Source organism: Ramlibacter monticola, assembly GCF_016722785.1.
GTDB classification, from domain to species: domain Bacteria; phylum Pseudomonadota; class Gammaproteobacteria; order Burkholderiales; family Burkholderiaceae_C; genus Ramlibacter; species Ramlibacter monticola.
Genome location: NZ_JAEQNE010000001.1, coordinates 1,436,091 through 1,450,829, shown reverse-complemented (window position 1 = coordinate 1,450,829; position 14,739 = coordinate 1,436,091). Strand labels below are relative to the sequence as shown.

Sequence of the window (14,739 nt, the reverse complement as noted above, 5' to 3'; positions counted from 1 at the left end):
AAGGCGAGAATCAGGAATGAATGAACTCGACCGTCACGACGTCCTCCTGCTCGCCGAACTGCAGCGCGATTCGCGCCAGACCGTACAGCAGCTCGCCGCCGCCGTCGGCCTCTCGGCCACGCCGGCCTGGAAGCGCGTGAAGGAACTGGAAGCCGCGGGCATCATCCGCGGCTACACCGCCCTGGTGGACCGCGAGAAGGTGGGGCTGTCGCTGTGCGTGCTGGCGGAGGTCAACCTGACGCGGCACAACGAGGACGACGTCCGCCGCTTCGAGCAGGCGGTGGCGGCCACCCCGCAGATCGTGAGCTGCTACGCCACCACCGGCCAGGCCGACTACGTGCTGAAGGTGCTGGTGCCGGACATCAAGAGCTACGAGGCCTTCCTCCACGAGACCGCGTTCAAGCTGCCGGGGGTGACCCACGTGCGTTCCAGCGTGGTGCTCAAGGAGGTCAAGGCCGAGGCGCGCCTGCCGCTGGAGGGCGCCGCCGGCCCCCCGCCCGCGCGCCGGCGCAGGGCCTGATGGGCGTTCGGCTCCGGCGTCGGGCATGGGTCCAAGGTCCAATGGGCCCGCCGGCATGGCGGTCCTAGGCTGGATCTCATTGCCCGACGAACCGGGAACGGGAAGGACTGCCAATGCACACCGCGCCGCTGCACGCCCGCAAGCAGGACCCTGTGCCACAGGCGCCGGAGGATGCTGAGTTGCAGCCCGCCGGCACGCTGGCCGCCGGGCACGAGGGCAGGAAGCTTTCGGAAAAGGCCTACGAGAAGCAGCTGAAGAAGCTGCACGTGGAACTCGTGGCCCTGCAGCAATGGGTCGTGGACCGCGGGCTGAAGGTCTGCATCGTGTTCGAGGGCCGCGACGGCGCCGGCAAGGGCGGCACCATCAAGGCCCTCACGGAGCGGGTGAGCCCGCGCGTGTTCCGGGTCGTGGCCCTGCCGGCCCCGACCGAGCGCGAGAAGAGCCAGATGTACGTGCAGCGCTACATGCAGCACCTGCCGGCGGCCGGCGAGGTGGTGATCTTCGACCGCAGCTGGTACAACCGCGCCGGCGTCGAGCGGGTCATGGGCTTCTGCACGGAAGAGGAAGTGCAGAACTTCCTGGGCATCACCCCCATGTTCGAGCGGGCGGTCGTCAATTCCGGAGTGATCCTCCTGAAGTACTGGCTCGAAGTCGGCATGGAGGAGCAGACCCGCCGGCTGAAGGCCCGTTTCGAGGACGGGCGCAAGATCTGGAAGCTCTCGCCGATGGACCTGAAGTCCTACGGCCGGTGGTACGACTACTCGCGGGCGCGGGACGCCATGTTCGAGGCCACCGACACGGGCTGGGCGCCCTGGTACGCGGTGCACTCCAACGACAAGAGGAGGGCGCGGCTGGCGATCATCGAGCACATCCTGAAGCACGTTCCCTACAAGAAGCTGCCGCGCGAGAAGCTGGAACTGCCCAAGCGCCAGAAGCGCGGGAACTACGTGGAGAGCGCGTTCCGCGTGAAGTTCATCAACGAGATGAATTGAGCCGTCCACCGGGCGTGGACCTTCCTTGATTTGCCTCAAGGACGCCGGATCCCTTAACATCTACCGATCGGTCGGCAATAAGCCGGGCCGCAAGGAGATCCGATGTACACGCAGGCCATGGACACCCAGGGCAAGGACGCGGACGCCCGCAAGCCGGTGCGGTCCGCCGAGGACGCGCAGCGCGAGGAGAAATTCGAGGCGCGCATCGCCGCCGGCGAATTCATCGAGCCCAAGGACTGGATGCCCGAGCACTACCGCAAGACGCTGGTGCGGCAGATCTCGCAGCACGCGCATTCGGAGATCGTGGGCATGCTGCCCGAGGGCAACTGGATCACGCGCGCGCCCACGCTCAAGCGCAAGGCCATCCTGCTGGCCAAGGTGCAGGACGAGGGCGGCCATGGCCTCTACCTCTATTCCTCGGCCGAGACGCTGGGCACCTCGCGCGACCAGATGATCGAGGCGCTGCACAGCGGCAAGGCCAAGTACAGCTCCATCTTCAACTACCCCACGCTCACCTGGGCCGACGTGGGCGTGATCGGCTGGCTGGTGGACGGCGCGGCGATCATGAACCAGGTGCCGATCTGCCGCTGCTCCTACGGACCGTACGCGCGCGCCATGATCCGCATCTGCAAGGAGGAAAGCTTCCACCAGCGCCAGGGCTTCGAGAGCCTGCTGACGATGATGGAGAAGGGCACCGATGCGCAGCGCGCGATGGTGCAGGACGCGGTGGACCGCTGGTGGTGGCCCTCCATCATGATGTTCGGCCCCCCCGACGACCAGTCGCCCAACACCGCGCAGTCGATGCGCTGGGGCATCAAGCGCGTCTCCAACGACGAACTGCGCCAGCGCTTCGTCGACGCCGCCGCGGAACAGGCGAAGGTGCTGGGGGTGACGCTGCCCGACCCGGCACTGAAGTGGAACGAGGAGCGGCAGCACCACGACTTCGGCGCGATCGACTGGGATGAATTCTGGCGCGTGATCGGCGGCCACGGGCCGTGCAACCGCGAGCGGCTCGCCGCGCGCGTGCAGGCCTGGGACGACGGCGCCTGGGTGCGCGAGGCGGCTCTGGAATACGCGCGCAAGCAGGAAGCGCGGGATCAGAAGGCTGCATGAAAACAAGACAGCCGAACGCAGAGGGCGCAAAGGATGTGCAGAGGACGCAGAAAAATATCCATATGAATGGTTCTTTCTGCGTCCTCTGCGTCCTCTGCGGCATCTCTGCGCCCTCTGCGTTCGGCTGTCTTGTTGTTCTCAAAAGGAATTGAAATGAGCGACGCGAAGCAAGAGTGGCCACTGTGGGAGGTCTTCATCCGCAGCAAGAGCGGCCTGGACCACAAGCACTGCGGCAGCCTCCACGCGGCCGACGGCCGGATGGCGATCCAGATGGCGCGCGACGTCTACACGCGCCGGCAGGAAGGCACCAGCGTGTGGGTGGTGCGCAGCGACCAGATCGTCGCCAGCGACCCGGGCGAGAAGGCCATGTACTTCGATCCGGCGGAGGACAAGGTGTATCGCCACCCGACCTTCTACCGGCTGCCCGACTCCGTGGACCACATGTGATGCAGGCCTCGATCCGGATCGCCGCTGGGCCCGCGCTCCAGTACCTCCTGCGCATCGGCGACAGCGCCCTGGTTCTCGCCCAGCGCCTCGCCGAGTGGACCGGCCACGCGCCGGTGCTGGAGGAGGACATCGCGCTGGCCAACATGGCGCTGGACCTGCTGGGGCAGTCCCGCGCGATCCTCTCGCATGCGGGCACGCTCGAAGGCGCGGGCCACGACGAGGACCAGCTCGCCTTCCTGCGCGAGGAGCGCGACTACCGCAACGTGACGCTGGTCGAACTGCCGCGCGGCGACTTCGCGTTCACCGTGGTGCGCAACACGATGATGGCCACCTTCTTCAGGCTGCTGTGGGAGCGGCTCGCCGCTTCGGCCGACACCGAACTCGCGGGCATCGCCGGCAAGGCGGTGAAGGAGGCGCGTTACCACCAGCAGCACGCAGCCGACTGGCTGGCGCGGCTGGGCGGCGGCACCGTGGAATCGCGCCGTCGCACGGAGAAGGCCTTGGCGGAACTGTGGCCCTACCACGCCGAGCTGTTCGCCTCCGACGAGATCGACGAGCACGCGGCCTCCTCCGGCCTCGGCCCGCGCTGGAGCGAGCTGCGCGAGCCCTGGAGCGCCGAGATGGCGCAGATCCTCGGCGAGGCCGGCTTGGCGCCGCCGGCGACCGTCCCCTTCCTCAGCACCGGCAAGCGCGGTGTGCACAGCGAGCACATGGGCTTCATCCTGGCCGAGATGCAGCAGCTGCAGCGCGCCTACCCCGGAGGCGTGTGGTGACGCGCACCGAGCGCGCCTGGCAGGTCCTGGACGGCGTCCTCGATCCCGAGGTGCCGGTGCTGTCCGTGCGCGACCTGGGCATCGTGCGCGACGTGATCGACCACGGCGCGGAACTGGAAGTCGTCCTGACCCCCACCTACTCGGGTTGTCCCGCGACCGAGGCGATCGAGCAGGGCGTGCTGTCCGCCATCGAAGCCGGCGGGCTCGGCCCCGCCCGCGCCACGCTGCGCCGCGCGCCGGCCTGGACCACCGACTGGATCAGCGACGAAGGCAGGCGCAAGCTTCGCGAGTACGGCATCGCACCCCCATCCCACGTCATTCCCGGGGAGGCGGGCCTCCAGGGCATCCGGCTGTTCCGGCGCAAGCCGGAGACGATCCCGTGCCCCCACTGCGGCAGCCCGCACACCGAGCGCCTCTCCGCCTTCGGCTCCACCGCCTGCAAGTCGCTGCACCGCTGCCTCTCCTGCCGCGAACCGTTCGAACACTTCAAGCCGATCTGATGAGCGCCCTGTTCCATCCCCTGCGCGTGCGCGCCGTCCAGCCCGACACCGAGGAAGCCGTGATCGTCTCCTTCGACGTGCCGCAGCAACTCCAGCCGGTGTTCGGCTTCACGCAGGGCCAGTACCTGACGCTGCGCAAGGAGATCGACGGCCAGGACCTGCGCCGCTCCTACTCGATCTGCGCCGGCGTGGACGACGGCGAGCTGCGGGTCGGCGTGCGCAAGGTCGCGGGCGGGGTGTTCTCGAACTGGATCAACGAGCACCTGAAGCCCGGCGACACCCTGCAGGTCATGGCGCCGCAGGGCCGCTTCTTCGTGCCCATCGAGCCGCAGGCGCAGCGGCACCACCTCGGCATCGCCGGCGGCAGCGGCATCACGCCCATCCTGTCGATCATGAAGACCGTGCTGGCGCGCGAACCGGCCAGCCGCTTCACGCTGGTCTACGGCAACCGCAGGCTGCGCTCCACCATGTTCAAGGAGGAGCTCGACGACCTCAAGGACCGCTACCTCGCGCGGCTGGCGATCCACCACGTGTTCTCCGACGAGCACACCGAATCGCCCGTCAGCATGGGCGTCATGAACCGCGACAAGCTCGGCGAGTTCCTGGGCACGCTGGTGCCGGCCGGCAGCGTCGCGCACGCCTACGTCTGCGGCCCCTTCCAGATGAACGACGAGGCCGAGGCGGCGCTGCTCGCCGCCGGCGTGCCCGAGGAGCGCATCCACATCGAACGCTTCGGCATCGCGCAGAAGGGCGGCGGCCACGTGGGCGCGGTGCTGCACCAGGCGCACGCCACCGACGCCGCCAAGGCCCGCGTCACCATCGTGCGCGACGGCCTGCAGCGCGAGTTCCTGTTCTCGCGCGAGCAGCCCAGCATCCTCGACGCGGCCTCGGCGGCGGGGCTGGAAGTGCCGTACTCCTGCACCTCGGGCGTCTGCGGCACCTGCCGCGCCAAGCTGGTGGAAGGCAAGGTGCGCATGGAGCGCAACTTCGCCCTCGACAAGAAGGAGGTCGCGGCGGGCTACGTGCTGACCTGCCAGGCCCACCCGCTGACCGAGCGCGTGGTGCTGTCGTTCGACGAACGCTAGGAGGAAGACGCGCTCATGGGCCGCGGACGCCATGCCGGCTACGACGGGCAGCGCGAATTGATCCTCGCGCGCGCGGCGGCCCTGTTCGCGCGCGGCGGCTATGCGGGCACGTCGATGAATCAGGTGGCGGAGGCCTGCGGCCTGTCGAAGGCGACCCTGTACCACTACTACCGCGACAAGTACGAGCTCCTCGTGAGCATCGCCGAGGGCCACGTCACGCGCCTGCAGGGCATCGTCGACGAAGCGCTGGCGGAGGAGGCCGCGCCCGCCGGCCAGCTGCGCATGCTGGTCCGCCGCCTCGTCGAGGAATACGCCAATGCGCAGAACGAGCACCGCGTGCTGACCGAGGACGTGAAGTTCCTCGAGGGCGACGACCGCGAGCGCATCCTGGCCAAGGAACGCGAGGTGGTGGCGGCCTTCGCGCGCGTGGTGGCGGCGCTGCGGCCGGACCTGCAGGATGCGGCCATGAGCACGCCCCTCACCATGCTGCTGTTCGGCATGGTCAACTGGATGTTCACCTGGATGAGGTCCGACGGCCCGCTCGCCTACGAGGAGATGGGCCCCGTCGTGACCGACCTCTTCCTCGGCGGCCTGCAGGCGGTGCAGGCGCCGCTGCGGACGGCCACGCTGGATTAGCACTGGCCGCATTGCGCGTAGCTCGCGCTTCGACTAGGGTGGCGGTCCGTCCAGCCCTTGGAGGCGACCGATGCTGCTGCCCAGCGCAAGAGTCCTGGCCCTCGCGGCCTGCGTGTCCACCGTCGTCGTCGCGGCCGGCTGCGTCGGTCCGGCGCTGGGCCCCGATGCGGGCACGGCACCCGCCTTCCAGGTCGATCCCTCGTGGCCGCAGCCGCTGCCCAATCGCTGGATCCTCGGGCAGGTCAGCGGGGTCGCCGTCGGGCCGGACGACCACGTGTGGGTGCTGCAGCGTCCGCGCAGCCTCACCGAGGACGAGGCCGGCGCGGCGCAGAATCCGCCGCATGGCGAATGCTGCCTCCCCGCCCCGCCGGTGCTGGAGTTCGCGCCGGACGGCCGCCTGCTGCGCTCCTGGGGCGGACCCGGCGCCGGCTACGAGTGGCCCGGCAACGAGCACGGCATCCACGTCGATGCCAAGGGCTTCGTCTGGGTCACGGGCAACGGCGACAACGACGGCCAGATCCTGAAGTTCTCGCCCGACGGCCGCCTCGTGCTGCAGATCGGCAAGACGGGCGCGCAGACCGGCAACGCGGACCTGACGCGCCTCGGGCGCGCCGCCTCGGTGGAAGTCGATGCGGCGGCCAACGAGCTCTACGTGGCCGATGGCTACCACAACCGCCGCGTGATCGTGTTCGACGCCGACACGGGCGCCTACAAGAGGCACTGGGGCGCCTATGGCCGGGCGCCGGTCGATGCCCGCCCGGAATCGCGCCGCAACGCGCCGCCGACCGAGCAGCAGCTGCAGCAGTTCGGCACGCCTGTGCATTGCGTGCGCGTCGCGCGCGACGGCCTGGTCTACGTCTGCGACCGCCTGAACAACCGCGTGCAGGTGTTCCGCAAGGACGGCAGCTTCGTCCGGGAATTCATGGTGGAGCCGCGCACCACGTCCAACGGCTCCGTGTGGGACATCGTGCTCTCGCGGGATCCCGCGCAGCGCTGGCTGCACCTCGCCGACGGCCGCAACAACCGGGTGCTCACGCTGGCCCGCGACAGCGGCCAGGTGGTGCGCACGCTGGGCCGGCCGGGCCGCTACGCCGGCGAGTTCCACTGGGTGCACGACCTCGCGATCGACTCGCAGGGCAACCTGTATGCCGGCGAAGTCGACACCGGCAAGCGGGTGCAGAAGTTCGCGCGGCGCTGACGACGTCAGGCCAGCAGGCGGGCCCACTCCGGCCCGGGTGGCGCGACTATGCGCGCGCGGCCCGGCAGCTCCATCCACTCGCAATGCAGCCACAGGCGCGCGGTGCCCAGCCACTGCGCCACCGCCCGGTTGTGCGCGCCCTTGCCGTGCGTGGTGTCGCCCACCAGCGGATGCGCGATGTGCTTGAAGTGGCGGCGGATCTGGTGGCGGCGTCCGGTGAGCGGCTCCGCGGCCACCAGCGCATAGCGGCTCGTCGCGTGCCGCGCATCGACCCGGAAGGGCCATTCGAAGCAGGCCAGGCGCTCGAAGCGGGTCACGGCGGCGATGCGTTCCTGGCCCTGCGAGGGCAGCTCCGGGTCGCGGGCCAGCGGCTGGTCGATCTCGCCGCGCTCCGGCGGCCAGCCGCGCACCAGTGCGAGGTAGCGCTTGCCCACGCGGCCCTCCTCGAAGGCACGGCCCCATTCGCGCGCGCCCTCCTGGTGGCGCGCGAACAGCAGCACGCCGCTCGTGCCCTTGTCCAGCCGGTGCAGGGGCCACAGCCACTCGCCGCGCTGGTCGCGCAGCAGCTTGAGGGCGCTGCGCTCCTCGCGCGCGTCCAGTCCGCTCGGATGCACCAGCAGGCCGGCGGGTTTGTCAATGGCCACCAGGTCGCTGTCGGCGTGAAGCACGGAAAGAGGCTGCGAGTCCATGGCCGGAAGTGCAACGAATCGTAGGAGGATTCCCACAGGAACGGTGGATGAGCCTGTGGAAAACAAGGTGCGGAAGTGGCGCGAGCCGCGCCACTGCTGGGGCTGGACGGAATGAGCATTCGGCAGGCACCCCGCGGCGGGATTCCCCGGCGGGGAGATCATCGCATCCTTCCGTGTCACTGCTGCGACAGGAGGGGATCGGCCCCGGGGGGGCCGCGCCGATCGCTGCGGCGATCGGCTCACCTCACGGCGGCGCGCGGGGCGCCGCGCGGATCAGGCGGTCGCGGCGTATTCGAGCGCGAGCTCGCCGTCGGTGTCGGGGTCCAGCAGGTCGTCCAGCAGCGGCAGCACCGCCATCGTCTCCTTCTGGATGTGCGAGACCTGGCGTTCGATCAGCTCCAGCGTGCCGAGGCGCAGGCGGTCCCAGGCCTCTTCGTCGACGACGCCCTGCGCCACTTCGCGCGCCAGCGGCAACAGTTCCCCGGCCACCTCGCGGATCGCCTCGTGCTCCTCGCGCATCAGCGCCGCGATGGATCCGTCGCCGGCCTCGGCGAGGCGCGGGAACAGCTGCTGCTCCTCGAATTCGAAGTGGCGGCCGATGTCCACCTCCATGCTGCGCGCGAACGCGTCCAGCAGCTGGCGCAGTTCAGGCGTCGCCGCCGGCGCGCCGGCGATGGCGCGCTCCATGCGTTCCAGGAGGTCGAGATTCCTGCGGTGCTCCTCGTCGAGCATGCGCCCGGTTTGCGTGGTCATGGTGCTGTCTCCTTGCGCTGTCGTTCGTCAAAGTTACCGGGATGCAGGCACTGCGGCTTGCGCCACCTCAAACACCCGCCGCGCGCAGCTTGCGCAGCAGATGGACGTGGAAGAAGGCGAAGGCGGCCGCCCCGCCCAGGCCGGCGAGGGCGGCCAGTCGCGCCAGCCAGCCGGCGTCCAGCGCGAGCGCGAGCGCGCATCCCGCGAGCGCGGCGAGGTGGCAGCCGAAGTGCACCTTCAGCGCCTTCTCGTGCGTGAGCATGGAGGCGGTGGGCCCGCGCCGCTTGCCCGCCGCCGCATGCAGCGCGCCGAGGAAGGGCAGGATGCGCTGCAGGATCCCCAGCAGGAAGGTGAGCAGCCACGCGATCATGGCGAAGGCGAACGCGGGTTCCGCGCGCGGCAGCGGGATGCCGCTCCACAGCACGGCGGCGAGCACGAGCGTCGCCAGCAGCGCGCACCAGCTCACCTTCAACAGCACGAAGGAGCGACCCAGTTCCTTGCGCATGCCGGTGGCGAGCGCGCGGCGCATCAGGTGCAGGTGCAGCAGCACGCCGGTGCTGCCGAGGGCCCAGGCGAGGGCGCGCGCCAGCGGCGGCAGCAGCCCGCACGCGGCGCCGGCCGCCAGCAGCAGGGCCGTCACCATCAGTGCGCACGAAGCCAGCTGCGTGCCCTCGCGCGGCGGCTGCGAGAGGGCGAACATGGGCACCAGCAGGTAGGACAGGCCCAGCGCCAGCAGCCCCATGAAGCCGAAGGGCGCGAACAGGAGGTGCAGCGGCAACGTCAGCTGGCGACCGGGCACCGGCCATCCGAGCCACGCCCCGGCCAGCAGCAGCGCGCTGGCCAGCAGCAGGAACAGCGAGACCAGCGCCGACCAGGCATGGGCGCACACGCCCGGCATGCCGCGCGCGCCGCGCAGGTGTTTCGCCGCGAGCGCGGCCCAGGTCGCCAGCGCCAGCGCCACCGCGCAGCCGCCGAGCGCCAGCAGCGGCGGCTGCGCGAAGCCCATGCCCAGCGCCAGCAGGGCCACGCCCGGCGTGTACAGGCGCCAGATCCACGCCAGGGCGCGGTCTCCCACCGGGGACTGCCGCGTCGCCACCGGCAGCAGTTGCGCCGCCGCGCCGAGCGCCGTCATGCCCAGCACGCCGAGCGTGAACAGGTGCAGCGCCGCCAGCGGCCAGCCCAGGCCGCCGCGGAAGGCCAGCCAGTCGCCGGGCGCGAAGGCCAGCACCAGCCAGCCCAGCACGTGGTAGGCGACCGCGGCGCCGAAGAAGCGCAAGGGCAGGGCCGCCGGCAGCAGCCGCCCGCTGGCACCGCCGAGGAAAGCTCCAGGCACGCTCATGCGATGGCCTTCAGGCGCAGCCGCACCTCGCCCGCGGGCGCGGCGATGCGCTCGGCTTCCCAGCCGATCTCGGCCAGCTCGGGATACAGCAGCATCGGCTCGCGGTCGTGATGCACCACCAGGGCCTCCTGCGCCGCCAGCGTGTGCACGCGCCGCAGGATGGCGACCAGGGGCTGCGGCGGCGGCAGGCCGCGCACGTCGATGTGCGCGAGGCCGTCCTCCATCCACTCGCGCGCGGCCGGGGCGTCGCTCATGAGGGCACGCGCGGCGCGTCCGCCTGCAGGATCACGGTGGTGCCGCGCCGCAGGGCCCGCAGCATTCCGAGCATCGTGCGCGCGGGCGTGAGCGCCAGCACGCCGGGCTGGGAGCTGAGCGTGAGCGCGAAGCGGTGCGGCAGCACGCGCGCGCGGCCGCCGCTCCAGACGCGCGGCTCGGTCCAGCAGGCGGGCGCCAGCGGGTCGCAAGGCCGTTCCGGGGCGGGAACCATGTCGCGCAGGTCCGCCGTCCAGGGCGTCCAGCGCGTCGCGCCGTTGCCATTGACCACCCCGGCGTGCGCGCGCGAACCGTCGAGCGCGAATTCCACCGCAGCGGCGCCTTCCTCGCCCTCGTGCGGCAGCGGCGCGCGCATCGGGACGGGGACGGCGCCGGCCCACATCGCACCGAGGAAGGCGATCGCGTGGTCCATGCCGTGGTCGCCGCGGAGCATGACCACTTCGCCGGCTTCGACGCCGCGCGCATGCCAGGCGCTGGCGGCCCGCGCCACCATCCTGCGCAGCTCGCCGTAGGACACGCTGCGCTGGCCGCAGACGAGTGCCGGCCGCGGCGTGGAGCCGCGCGCCAGCAGCAGGGCCGCGGCGTTGATGCGCTCTGCTCTCTCCATCCTGCCTCCTTCGCCTTACTCCCCAGGTCGTTGCTTTCAGGCCCCGGTCCAGAGCTCGTCGACGAGCCGGCGCACCAGGGCCTGCATCATGCGGCGCCGGTACTTCACCGGCGCGACGGTGGTCGCCAGGACGTTGCTCGTGGCCTGCACCGCCTTGGCGAGCGACTTCGTGGCCTCATCGTCCCACGGCCGGCCGACCACGCCCTCCGTCGGCACGACCAGCGGCGCCGAGTTGGTGCCGGTGATGGCCACGCGCAGGCCGGCCAGCCGGTCGCCGTCGCGGTGCAGCGCCACCGCGGCGCCGGCCAGCGGGAAGTCGACGGCGTCGCGCACCCGCGCCTTGGCGTAATCGGCGCGCCAGCCGGCGGCCGGCGGCACGACGACGGCGGCCAGCCACTCGCCTGGCTCCAGAGTCAGGCGGCGCTTGCCGTCCTCGACGAACAGCGCCGCCACCGGCTGCGTGCGCGCCCCGCCGGGGCCGACGATCTCGGCGCTCGCGTCGAGCGCGATCAGCGCCGGCGCCACGTCGCCGTGGTAAGTGGCATAGCAGCGGTCGCTCTTGACGACGACGTGGCACTTGTCGCCGCGGTGCTTGAGGCAGTAGCCGTTCCCGGCGCGCCACCATTCGCTCTGGTTGTAGAACACGCAGCGCGTGTCCTGGCACAGGTTGCCGCCGAGCGTGGCGGCCTCGCGGTGCGTCGGGCCGGCGACCAGGCTGGCCGCCGTCGCCAGCGCCGGCCAGCGGGCGCGCACCTCGGCATGGCCGGCCAGCGCGGCCAGCGTCGCCGCGGCGCCCAGGCGCAGGGAGCCGTCGGCCTGCACGGCGATGGCGTCGAGCGCGGCCACGGCCGTCAGGTCGACCAGCACGCGCGGCGTGCCGAGGCCGCGGCGCAGGTTGGGCAGCAGGTCGGTGCCGCCGGCCAGCGCCCGCGCCCCGTCTTCGGCCAGAGCGCGCGACGCCTCGTCGACGGTGGTCGGGCGCAAGGTGCGCAGTTCGTGCAGCGCGTTCATGTGTTCGCCCCCTTGGCGCTGCGCGCCGCCTCTGCCTTGTCCAGCAGTTCGACGATGCGGTCGGGGCTGAGCGGAAACTCGTCGCAGCTCACGCCTGCGGCCTCCTGTACCGCCTCGCGCAGCGCCGGCAGGATGCCAGCAAGCATGCCTTCGGACGCCTCCTTGGCGCCGAACGGCCCGTTCGGATCGACGCTCTCGACGATGATGACCTCGATGTCCGGGCTCTCGGCCATCGTTGGCACGCGGTAGTCGAGCAGGTTGCCGTGCATCATGCGGCCGGCGTCGTAGTCAGTCGCCTCCGACAGCGCCTGGCCCAGGCCCATCCACACGCCGCCCTGCGCCTGGCCTTCGACGGCCAGCGGGTTGAGCGCACGCCCGACGTCCACAGCCACCCACACCTTGTGCGCCGTGACCTTGCCGGTGAGCTCGTCGACCGAGGCCTCGACCACCTGCGCCGCGTAGCAAAAGCCCATGGTGGCGCCGATCGCGCTGCCGCGGATCTTCTTGTCGCCCTGGAACTCGATCGGGCAGGTGTAGGTGCCCTTGACCGTGACGGCGCCGGTGTCGACCATGGCCGCGCGCACCGCCTCGATCCAGGTCAGGCCGGCCTGGTCGCTGCCGCGCACGCAGAACACCTCGTCGCGCACCTCGATGTCGGCCTCGTCGGCCTTGAGCCGGCCGGCGGCGGCCTTCACCAGCAGCGCCCTCAGCTCGATGGCCGCGGCGATCGACGCGCGGCCGACCATGAAGGTCACGCGCGACGAATAGCTTCCGTTGTCCTTGGGCGTCACGGCGCTGTCGGACGAGATGACGCGGATGCGCTCCAGCCTGATGTCGAGCACCTCGGCGGAGCACTGCGCGGCCATCGTGCTCGAGCCTTGTCCGATGTCGGCGGCACCGGTGAACAGCGTCACGCCGCCGTCGAAGTCGAGCCGCAGTTGCACCGTGGCATGCGGCTCGCCGGTCCAGTGCTTGGGCGTCGACGTGCCGGAGACGAAGTGCGAGCAAGCCATCCCGAGGCCGCGGCCCTTGGGCATCCGGCCCTTGCGCTCGTTCCAGCCGGATGCCGACTTCACCTTTTCCAGGCACTCGGGCAGGCCGTAGCTGAGCACGTTCTGCGCGTACATCGTGCGGTAGGGGATCTGCGGCAGCAGGTTCTTCTGCCGCACGGCCAGCGCATCGAGGCCGAGCTCGGCGGCCATCTCGGTGAGCAGCGCCTCGAAAGCGGCGCGCGTGTCCACCGTGCCGTGACCGCGCATCGCGCCGCACGGCGGCGTGTTGGTGTAGACGCGCCAGGCGTCGTGCTTGATCGCCGGGATGTCGTAGAGGCCGTGCATCAGCGCCCCGGTGTAGAGGATCGTGATGATCCCGTAGCCGGCGTAGGCGCCGCCGGCCTGCGTCGCCTCGAGCGCGAGCGCGGTGATGCGGCCGTCGCGCTGCAGGCCGATCTTCATCTTCACCAGCGTCCACGGCCGGCCGCGGTGCGAAATGAAGGTCTCCTCGCGCGTCTGCAGCAGGCGCACGGTGCCGCGCGCCTTGCGCGCCAGCAGCGCGGCGATGATCTCGAAACTCAGGCACTCGGTGCGCGCGCCGAAGCCGCCGCCGAGGAACGGCTTGATCACGCGCACCTGCGACTCCTCGATCTGCAGGCAGGCCGCGACCTTGAGGTGCACGTAGTAAGGCACCTGCGTCGTGGTGTGCAGCGTCACGCCGTCGCGCTCGATGTCGTACTCGGCCAGCGTGGCGTTGGGCTCCATGTGCGCGTGGTTGACCTCGGCGAAGGTGAAGGTCTTCTCGCGCACCAGGTCCGCGGCGGCGAAGCCGGCGGCGGTGTCGCCGAACTCGGCGTGCACCTCGCGCAGCACGTTGTTCGCCTTGTCGGCGTGGATGGCGACCGCGCCGGCCTTCATCGCCGCCTTGGTCGTGATCATCGCCGGCAGCACTTCGTACTGGACCTCGATCAGCGCCAGCGCGCGCTCGGCGGTCGCCTCGTCGACCGCCGCCACCGCGGCCACCGGGTCGCCGCGGTAGCGCACCTTGCCGCGCGCCAGCGGGTACTCGTTCTCGGCGATCGGCAGCACGCCGAAGGGCACCGGCGTGTCCTCCCCGGTGCACACCGCGTGCACGCCCTCGAGCGCCTGCGCGGCGCGGGTGTCGATGGAGACGATCAGCGCGTGCGGATGCGGGCTGCGCAGGATGCGCCCGACCAGCGCGCCGGGCGCCGCAATGTCGGCCGTGTACCTGGCGCGGCCGGTGACCTTGTCGATGCCGTCGATCAGCGGCGTGCGCACGCCGATGCCGCCGGCGCGGGTCATGCGAGGGGTCATCATCGCGCGTCCTCCGCGGCGGCGGCCGCCTGCACCGACTCGACGATCTTCACGTAGCCGGTGCAACGGCACAGGTTGCCGGCCAGCGCCGTCTTGATCTCGTCGACCGACGGGTTCGGATTGCCGCGCAGAAGGCCTTCAGCCGCCATCACCATGCCCGGCGTGCAGAAGCCGCATTGCGCGCCCAGCTTGTCGTGGAACGCCTGCTGCACGCGCGACAGGCGCCCGTGCCGGGCCAGGCCTTCGACCGTCTCGACGCGCTTGCCCTCGACCTGGACGGCCAGGGTCGAGCAGGCCAGGCGCGGCCGGTCGTCGACGAGCACGGTGCAGGCGCCGCATTCGCCGCCGTCGCAGCCCTGCTTGGTGCCGGTGAGCTGCAGGATGTCGCGCAGCACTTCGATCAGCAGCGCGCCGTCGGCGGCGGCGACGGTGTGCTCGCGGCCGTTGACCTGCAGAGTGAGCAGACGCTTGGCCAT

The 14,739-nt window shown here is 71.1% G+C and carries 17 protein-coding genes; 9 read left to right on the top strand and 8 right to left on the bottom strand.

Annotation, left to right across the window (positions count from 1 at the left end):
* Positions 1–16 precede the first annotated feature (16 nt).
* The 9 genes from JJ685_RS07035 (at position 17) to JJ685_RS06995 (ending at position 7,264) form a co-directional block, all read left to right on the top strand.
* Complete coding sequence (locus JJ685_RS07035) at positions 17–520, top strand: Lrp/AsnC family transcriptional regulator (protein ID WP_201673468.1); 504 nt, start codon at positions 17–19, stop codon at positions 518–520.
* Positions 521–633: 113 nt separating this feature from the next.
* Positions 634–1,512 carry a polyphosphate kinase 2 gene (gene ppk2 / locus JJ685_RS07030; protein WP_201673467.1) on the top strand — a complete coding sequence of 293 codons (879 nt, stop codon included), beginning with the start codon at positions 634–636 and terminating at the stop codon, positions 1,510–1,512.
* Between the two features lie 102 nt (positions 1,513–1,614).
* Positions 1,615–2,625, top strand: coding sequence for a 1,2-phenylacetyl-CoA epoxidase subunit PaaA (gene paaA, locus JJ685_RS07025; protein ID WP_201673466.1), 1,011 nt, complete (start codon positions 1,615–1,617; stop codon positions 2,623–2,625).
* 153 nt (positions 2,626–2,778) lie between these two features.
* A complete protein-coding gene (gene paaB / locus JJ685_RS07020; RefSeq protein ID WP_201673465.1) occupies positions 2,779–3,072 on the top strand; it encodes a 1,2-phenylacetyl-CoA epoxidase subunit PaaB in 294 nt (97 codons plus the stop codon).
* Positions 3,072–3,845, top strand: coding sequence for a 1,2-phenylacetyl-CoA epoxidase subunit PaaC (gene paaC, locus JJ685_RS07015; RefSeq protein WP_201673464.1), 774 nt, complete (start codon positions 3,072–3,074; stop codon positions 3,843–3,845). Before paaB ends, paaC begins: the two co-directional genes overlap by 1 nt.
* Positions 3,839–4,345, top strand: coding sequence for a 1,2-phenylacetyl-CoA epoxidase subunit PaaD (paaD, locus tag JJ685_RS07010; RefSeq protein ID WP_201673463.1), 507 nt, complete (start codon positions 3,839–3,841; stop codon positions 4,343–4,345). The genes paaC and paaD overlap by 7 nt, the downstream gene beginning before the upstream one ends.
* Complete coding sequence (gene paaE, locus JJ685_RS07005) at positions 4,345–5,430, top strand: 1,2-phenylacetyl-CoA epoxidase subunit PaaE (RefSeq protein ID WP_201673462.1); 1,086 nt, start codon at positions 4,345–4,347, stop codon at positions 5,428–5,430. The genes paaD and paaE overlap by 1 nt, the downstream gene beginning before the upstream one ends.
* Positions 5,431–5,445: 15 nt before the next feature.
* Entirely contained in the window at positions 5,446–6,066 is a 621-nt protein-coding gene (locus JJ685_RS07000) for a TetR family transcriptional regulator (RefSeq protein WP_201673461.1), read from the top strand.
* 70 nt (positions 6,067–6,136) lie between these two features.
* Positions 6,137–7,264, top strand: a complete 1,128-nt coding sequence (locus tag JJ685_RS06995) for an NHL repeat-containing protein (protein WP_201673460.1) — start codon at positions 6,137–6,139, stop codon at positions 7,262–7,264.
* A 5-nt stretch (positions 7,265–7,269) separates the two neighbouring features.
* Here the strand turns inward: JJ685_RS06995 and JJ685_RS06990 are convergent, their stop codons facing one another.
* From JJ685_RS06990 to hcrC, 8 genes are all read right to left on the bottom strand, one after another.
* Positions 7,270–7,932, bottom strand: a complete 663-nt coding sequence (locus JJ685_RS06990) for a pseudouridine synthase (protein WP_330901708.1) — start codon at positions 7,930–7,932, stop codon at positions 7,270–7,272.
* 294 nt (positions 7,933–8,226) lie between these two features.
* On the bottom strand, positions 8,227–8,706 hold the full coding sequence (locus JJ685_RS06985) for a hemerythrin domain-containing protein (protein ID WP_201673458.1): 480 nt from the start codon (positions 8,704–8,706) through the stop codon (positions 8,227–8,229).
* Positions 8,707–8,773: 67 nt separating this feature from the next.
* Entirely contained in the window at positions 8,774–10,045 is a 1,272-nt protein-coding gene (locus tag JJ685_RS06980; protein ID WP_201673457.1) for a hypothetical protein, read from the bottom strand.
* A complete protein-coding gene (locus JJ685_RS06975) occupies positions 10,042–10,299 on the bottom strand; it encodes a DUF2249 domain-containing protein (RefSeq protein ID WP_201673456.1) in 258 nt (85 codons plus the stop codon). Before JJ685_RS06975 ends, JJ685_RS06980 begins: the two co-directional genes overlap by 4 nt.
* Positions 10,296–10,925 carry an AMP-binding protein gene (locus JJ685_RS06970; RefSeq protein ID WP_201673455.1) on the bottom strand — a complete coding sequence of 210 codons (630 nt, stop codon included), beginning with the start codon at positions 10,923–10,925 and terminating at the stop codon, positions 10,296–10,298. The genes JJ685_RS06975 and JJ685_RS06970 overlap by 4 nt, the downstream gene beginning before the upstream one ends.
* 36 nt (positions 10,926–10,961) lie before the next feature.
* Positions 10,962–11,936: a 4-hydroxybenzoyl-CoA reductase subunit beta gene (gene hcrB / locus JJ685_RS06965; protein WP_201673454.1), complete on the bottom strand. Its 975-nt coding sequence runs from the start codon at positions 11,934–11,936 to the stop codon at positions 10,962–10,964.
* A complete protein-coding gene (hcrA, locus tag JJ685_RS06960; protein ID WP_201673453.1) occupies positions 11,933–14,266 on the bottom strand; it encodes a 4-hydroxybenzoyl-CoA reductase subunit alpha in 2,334 nt (777 codons plus the stop codon). The genes hcrB and hcrA overlap by 4 nt, the downstream gene beginning before the upstream one ends.
* Positions 14,263–14,739: a 4-hydroxybenzoyl-CoA reductase subunit gamma gene (gene hcrC / locus JJ685_RS06955; protein ID WP_201673452.1), complete on the bottom strand. Its 477-nt coding sequence runs from the start codon at positions 14,737–14,739 to the stop codon at positions 14,263–14,265. Before hcrC ends, hcrA begins: the two co-directional genes overlap by 4 nt.

Coding starts and splice junctions, on each gene's coding strand:
- paaC (WP_201673464.1), top strand. CDS start 3,072: ATGCAGGCCTCGATCCGGATCGCCGCTGGGCCCGCGCTCCAGTACCTC.
- hcrA (WP_201673453.1), bottom strand. CDS start 14,266: ATGATGACCCCTCGCATGACCCGCGCCGGCGGCATCGGCGTGCGCACG.
- JJ685_RS06985 (WP_201673458.1), bottom strand. CDS start 8,706: ATGACCACGCAAACCGGGCGCATGCTCGACGAGGAGCACCGCAGGAAT.
- JJ685_RS07000 (WP_201673461.1), top strand. CDS start 5,446: ATGGGCCGCGGACGCCATGCCGGCTACGACGGGCAGCGCGAATTGATC.
- JJ685_RS06980 (WP_201673457.1), bottom strand. CDS start 10,045: ATGAGCGTGCCTGGAGCTTTCCTCGGCGGTGCCAGCGGGCGGCTGCTG.
- hcrC (WP_201673452.1), bottom strand. CDS start 14,739: ATGGCCAAGCGTCTGCTCACTCTGCAGGTCAACGGCCGCGAGCACACC.
- paaB (WP_201673465.1), top strand. CDS start 2,779: ATGAGCGACGCGAAGCAAGAGTGGCCACTGTGGGAGGTCTTCATCCGC.
- JJ685_RS06970 (WP_201673455.1), bottom strand. CDS start 10,925: ATGGAGAGAGCAGAGCGCATCAACGCCGCGGCCCTGCTGCTGGCGCGC.
- ppk2 (WP_201673467.1), top strand. CDS start 634: ATGCACACCGCGCCGCTGCACGCCCGCAAGCAGGACCCTGTGCCACAG.
- JJ685_RS06975 (WP_201673456.1), bottom strand. CDS start 10,299: ATGAGCGACGCCCCGGCCGCGCGCGAGTGGATGGAGGACGGCCTCGCG.
- hcrB (WP_201673454.1), bottom strand. CDS start 11,936: ATGAACGCGCTGCACGAACTGCGCACCTTGCGCCCGACCACCGTCGAC.
- paaE (WP_201673462.1), top strand. CDS start 4,345: ATGAGCGCCCTGTTCCATCCCCTGCGCGTGCGCGCCGTCCAGCCCGAC.
- paaA (WP_201673466.1), top strand. CDS start 1,615: ATGTACACGCAGGCCATGGACACCCAGGGCAAGGACGCGGACGCCCGC.
- JJ685_RS06995 (WP_201673460.1), top strand. CDS start 6,137: ATGCTGCTGCCCAGCGCAAGAGTCCTGGCCCTCGCGGCCTGCGTGTCC.
- JJ685_RS07035 (WP_201673468.1), top strand. CDS start 17: ATGAATGAACTCGACCGTCACGACGTCCTCCTGCTCGCCGAACTGCAG.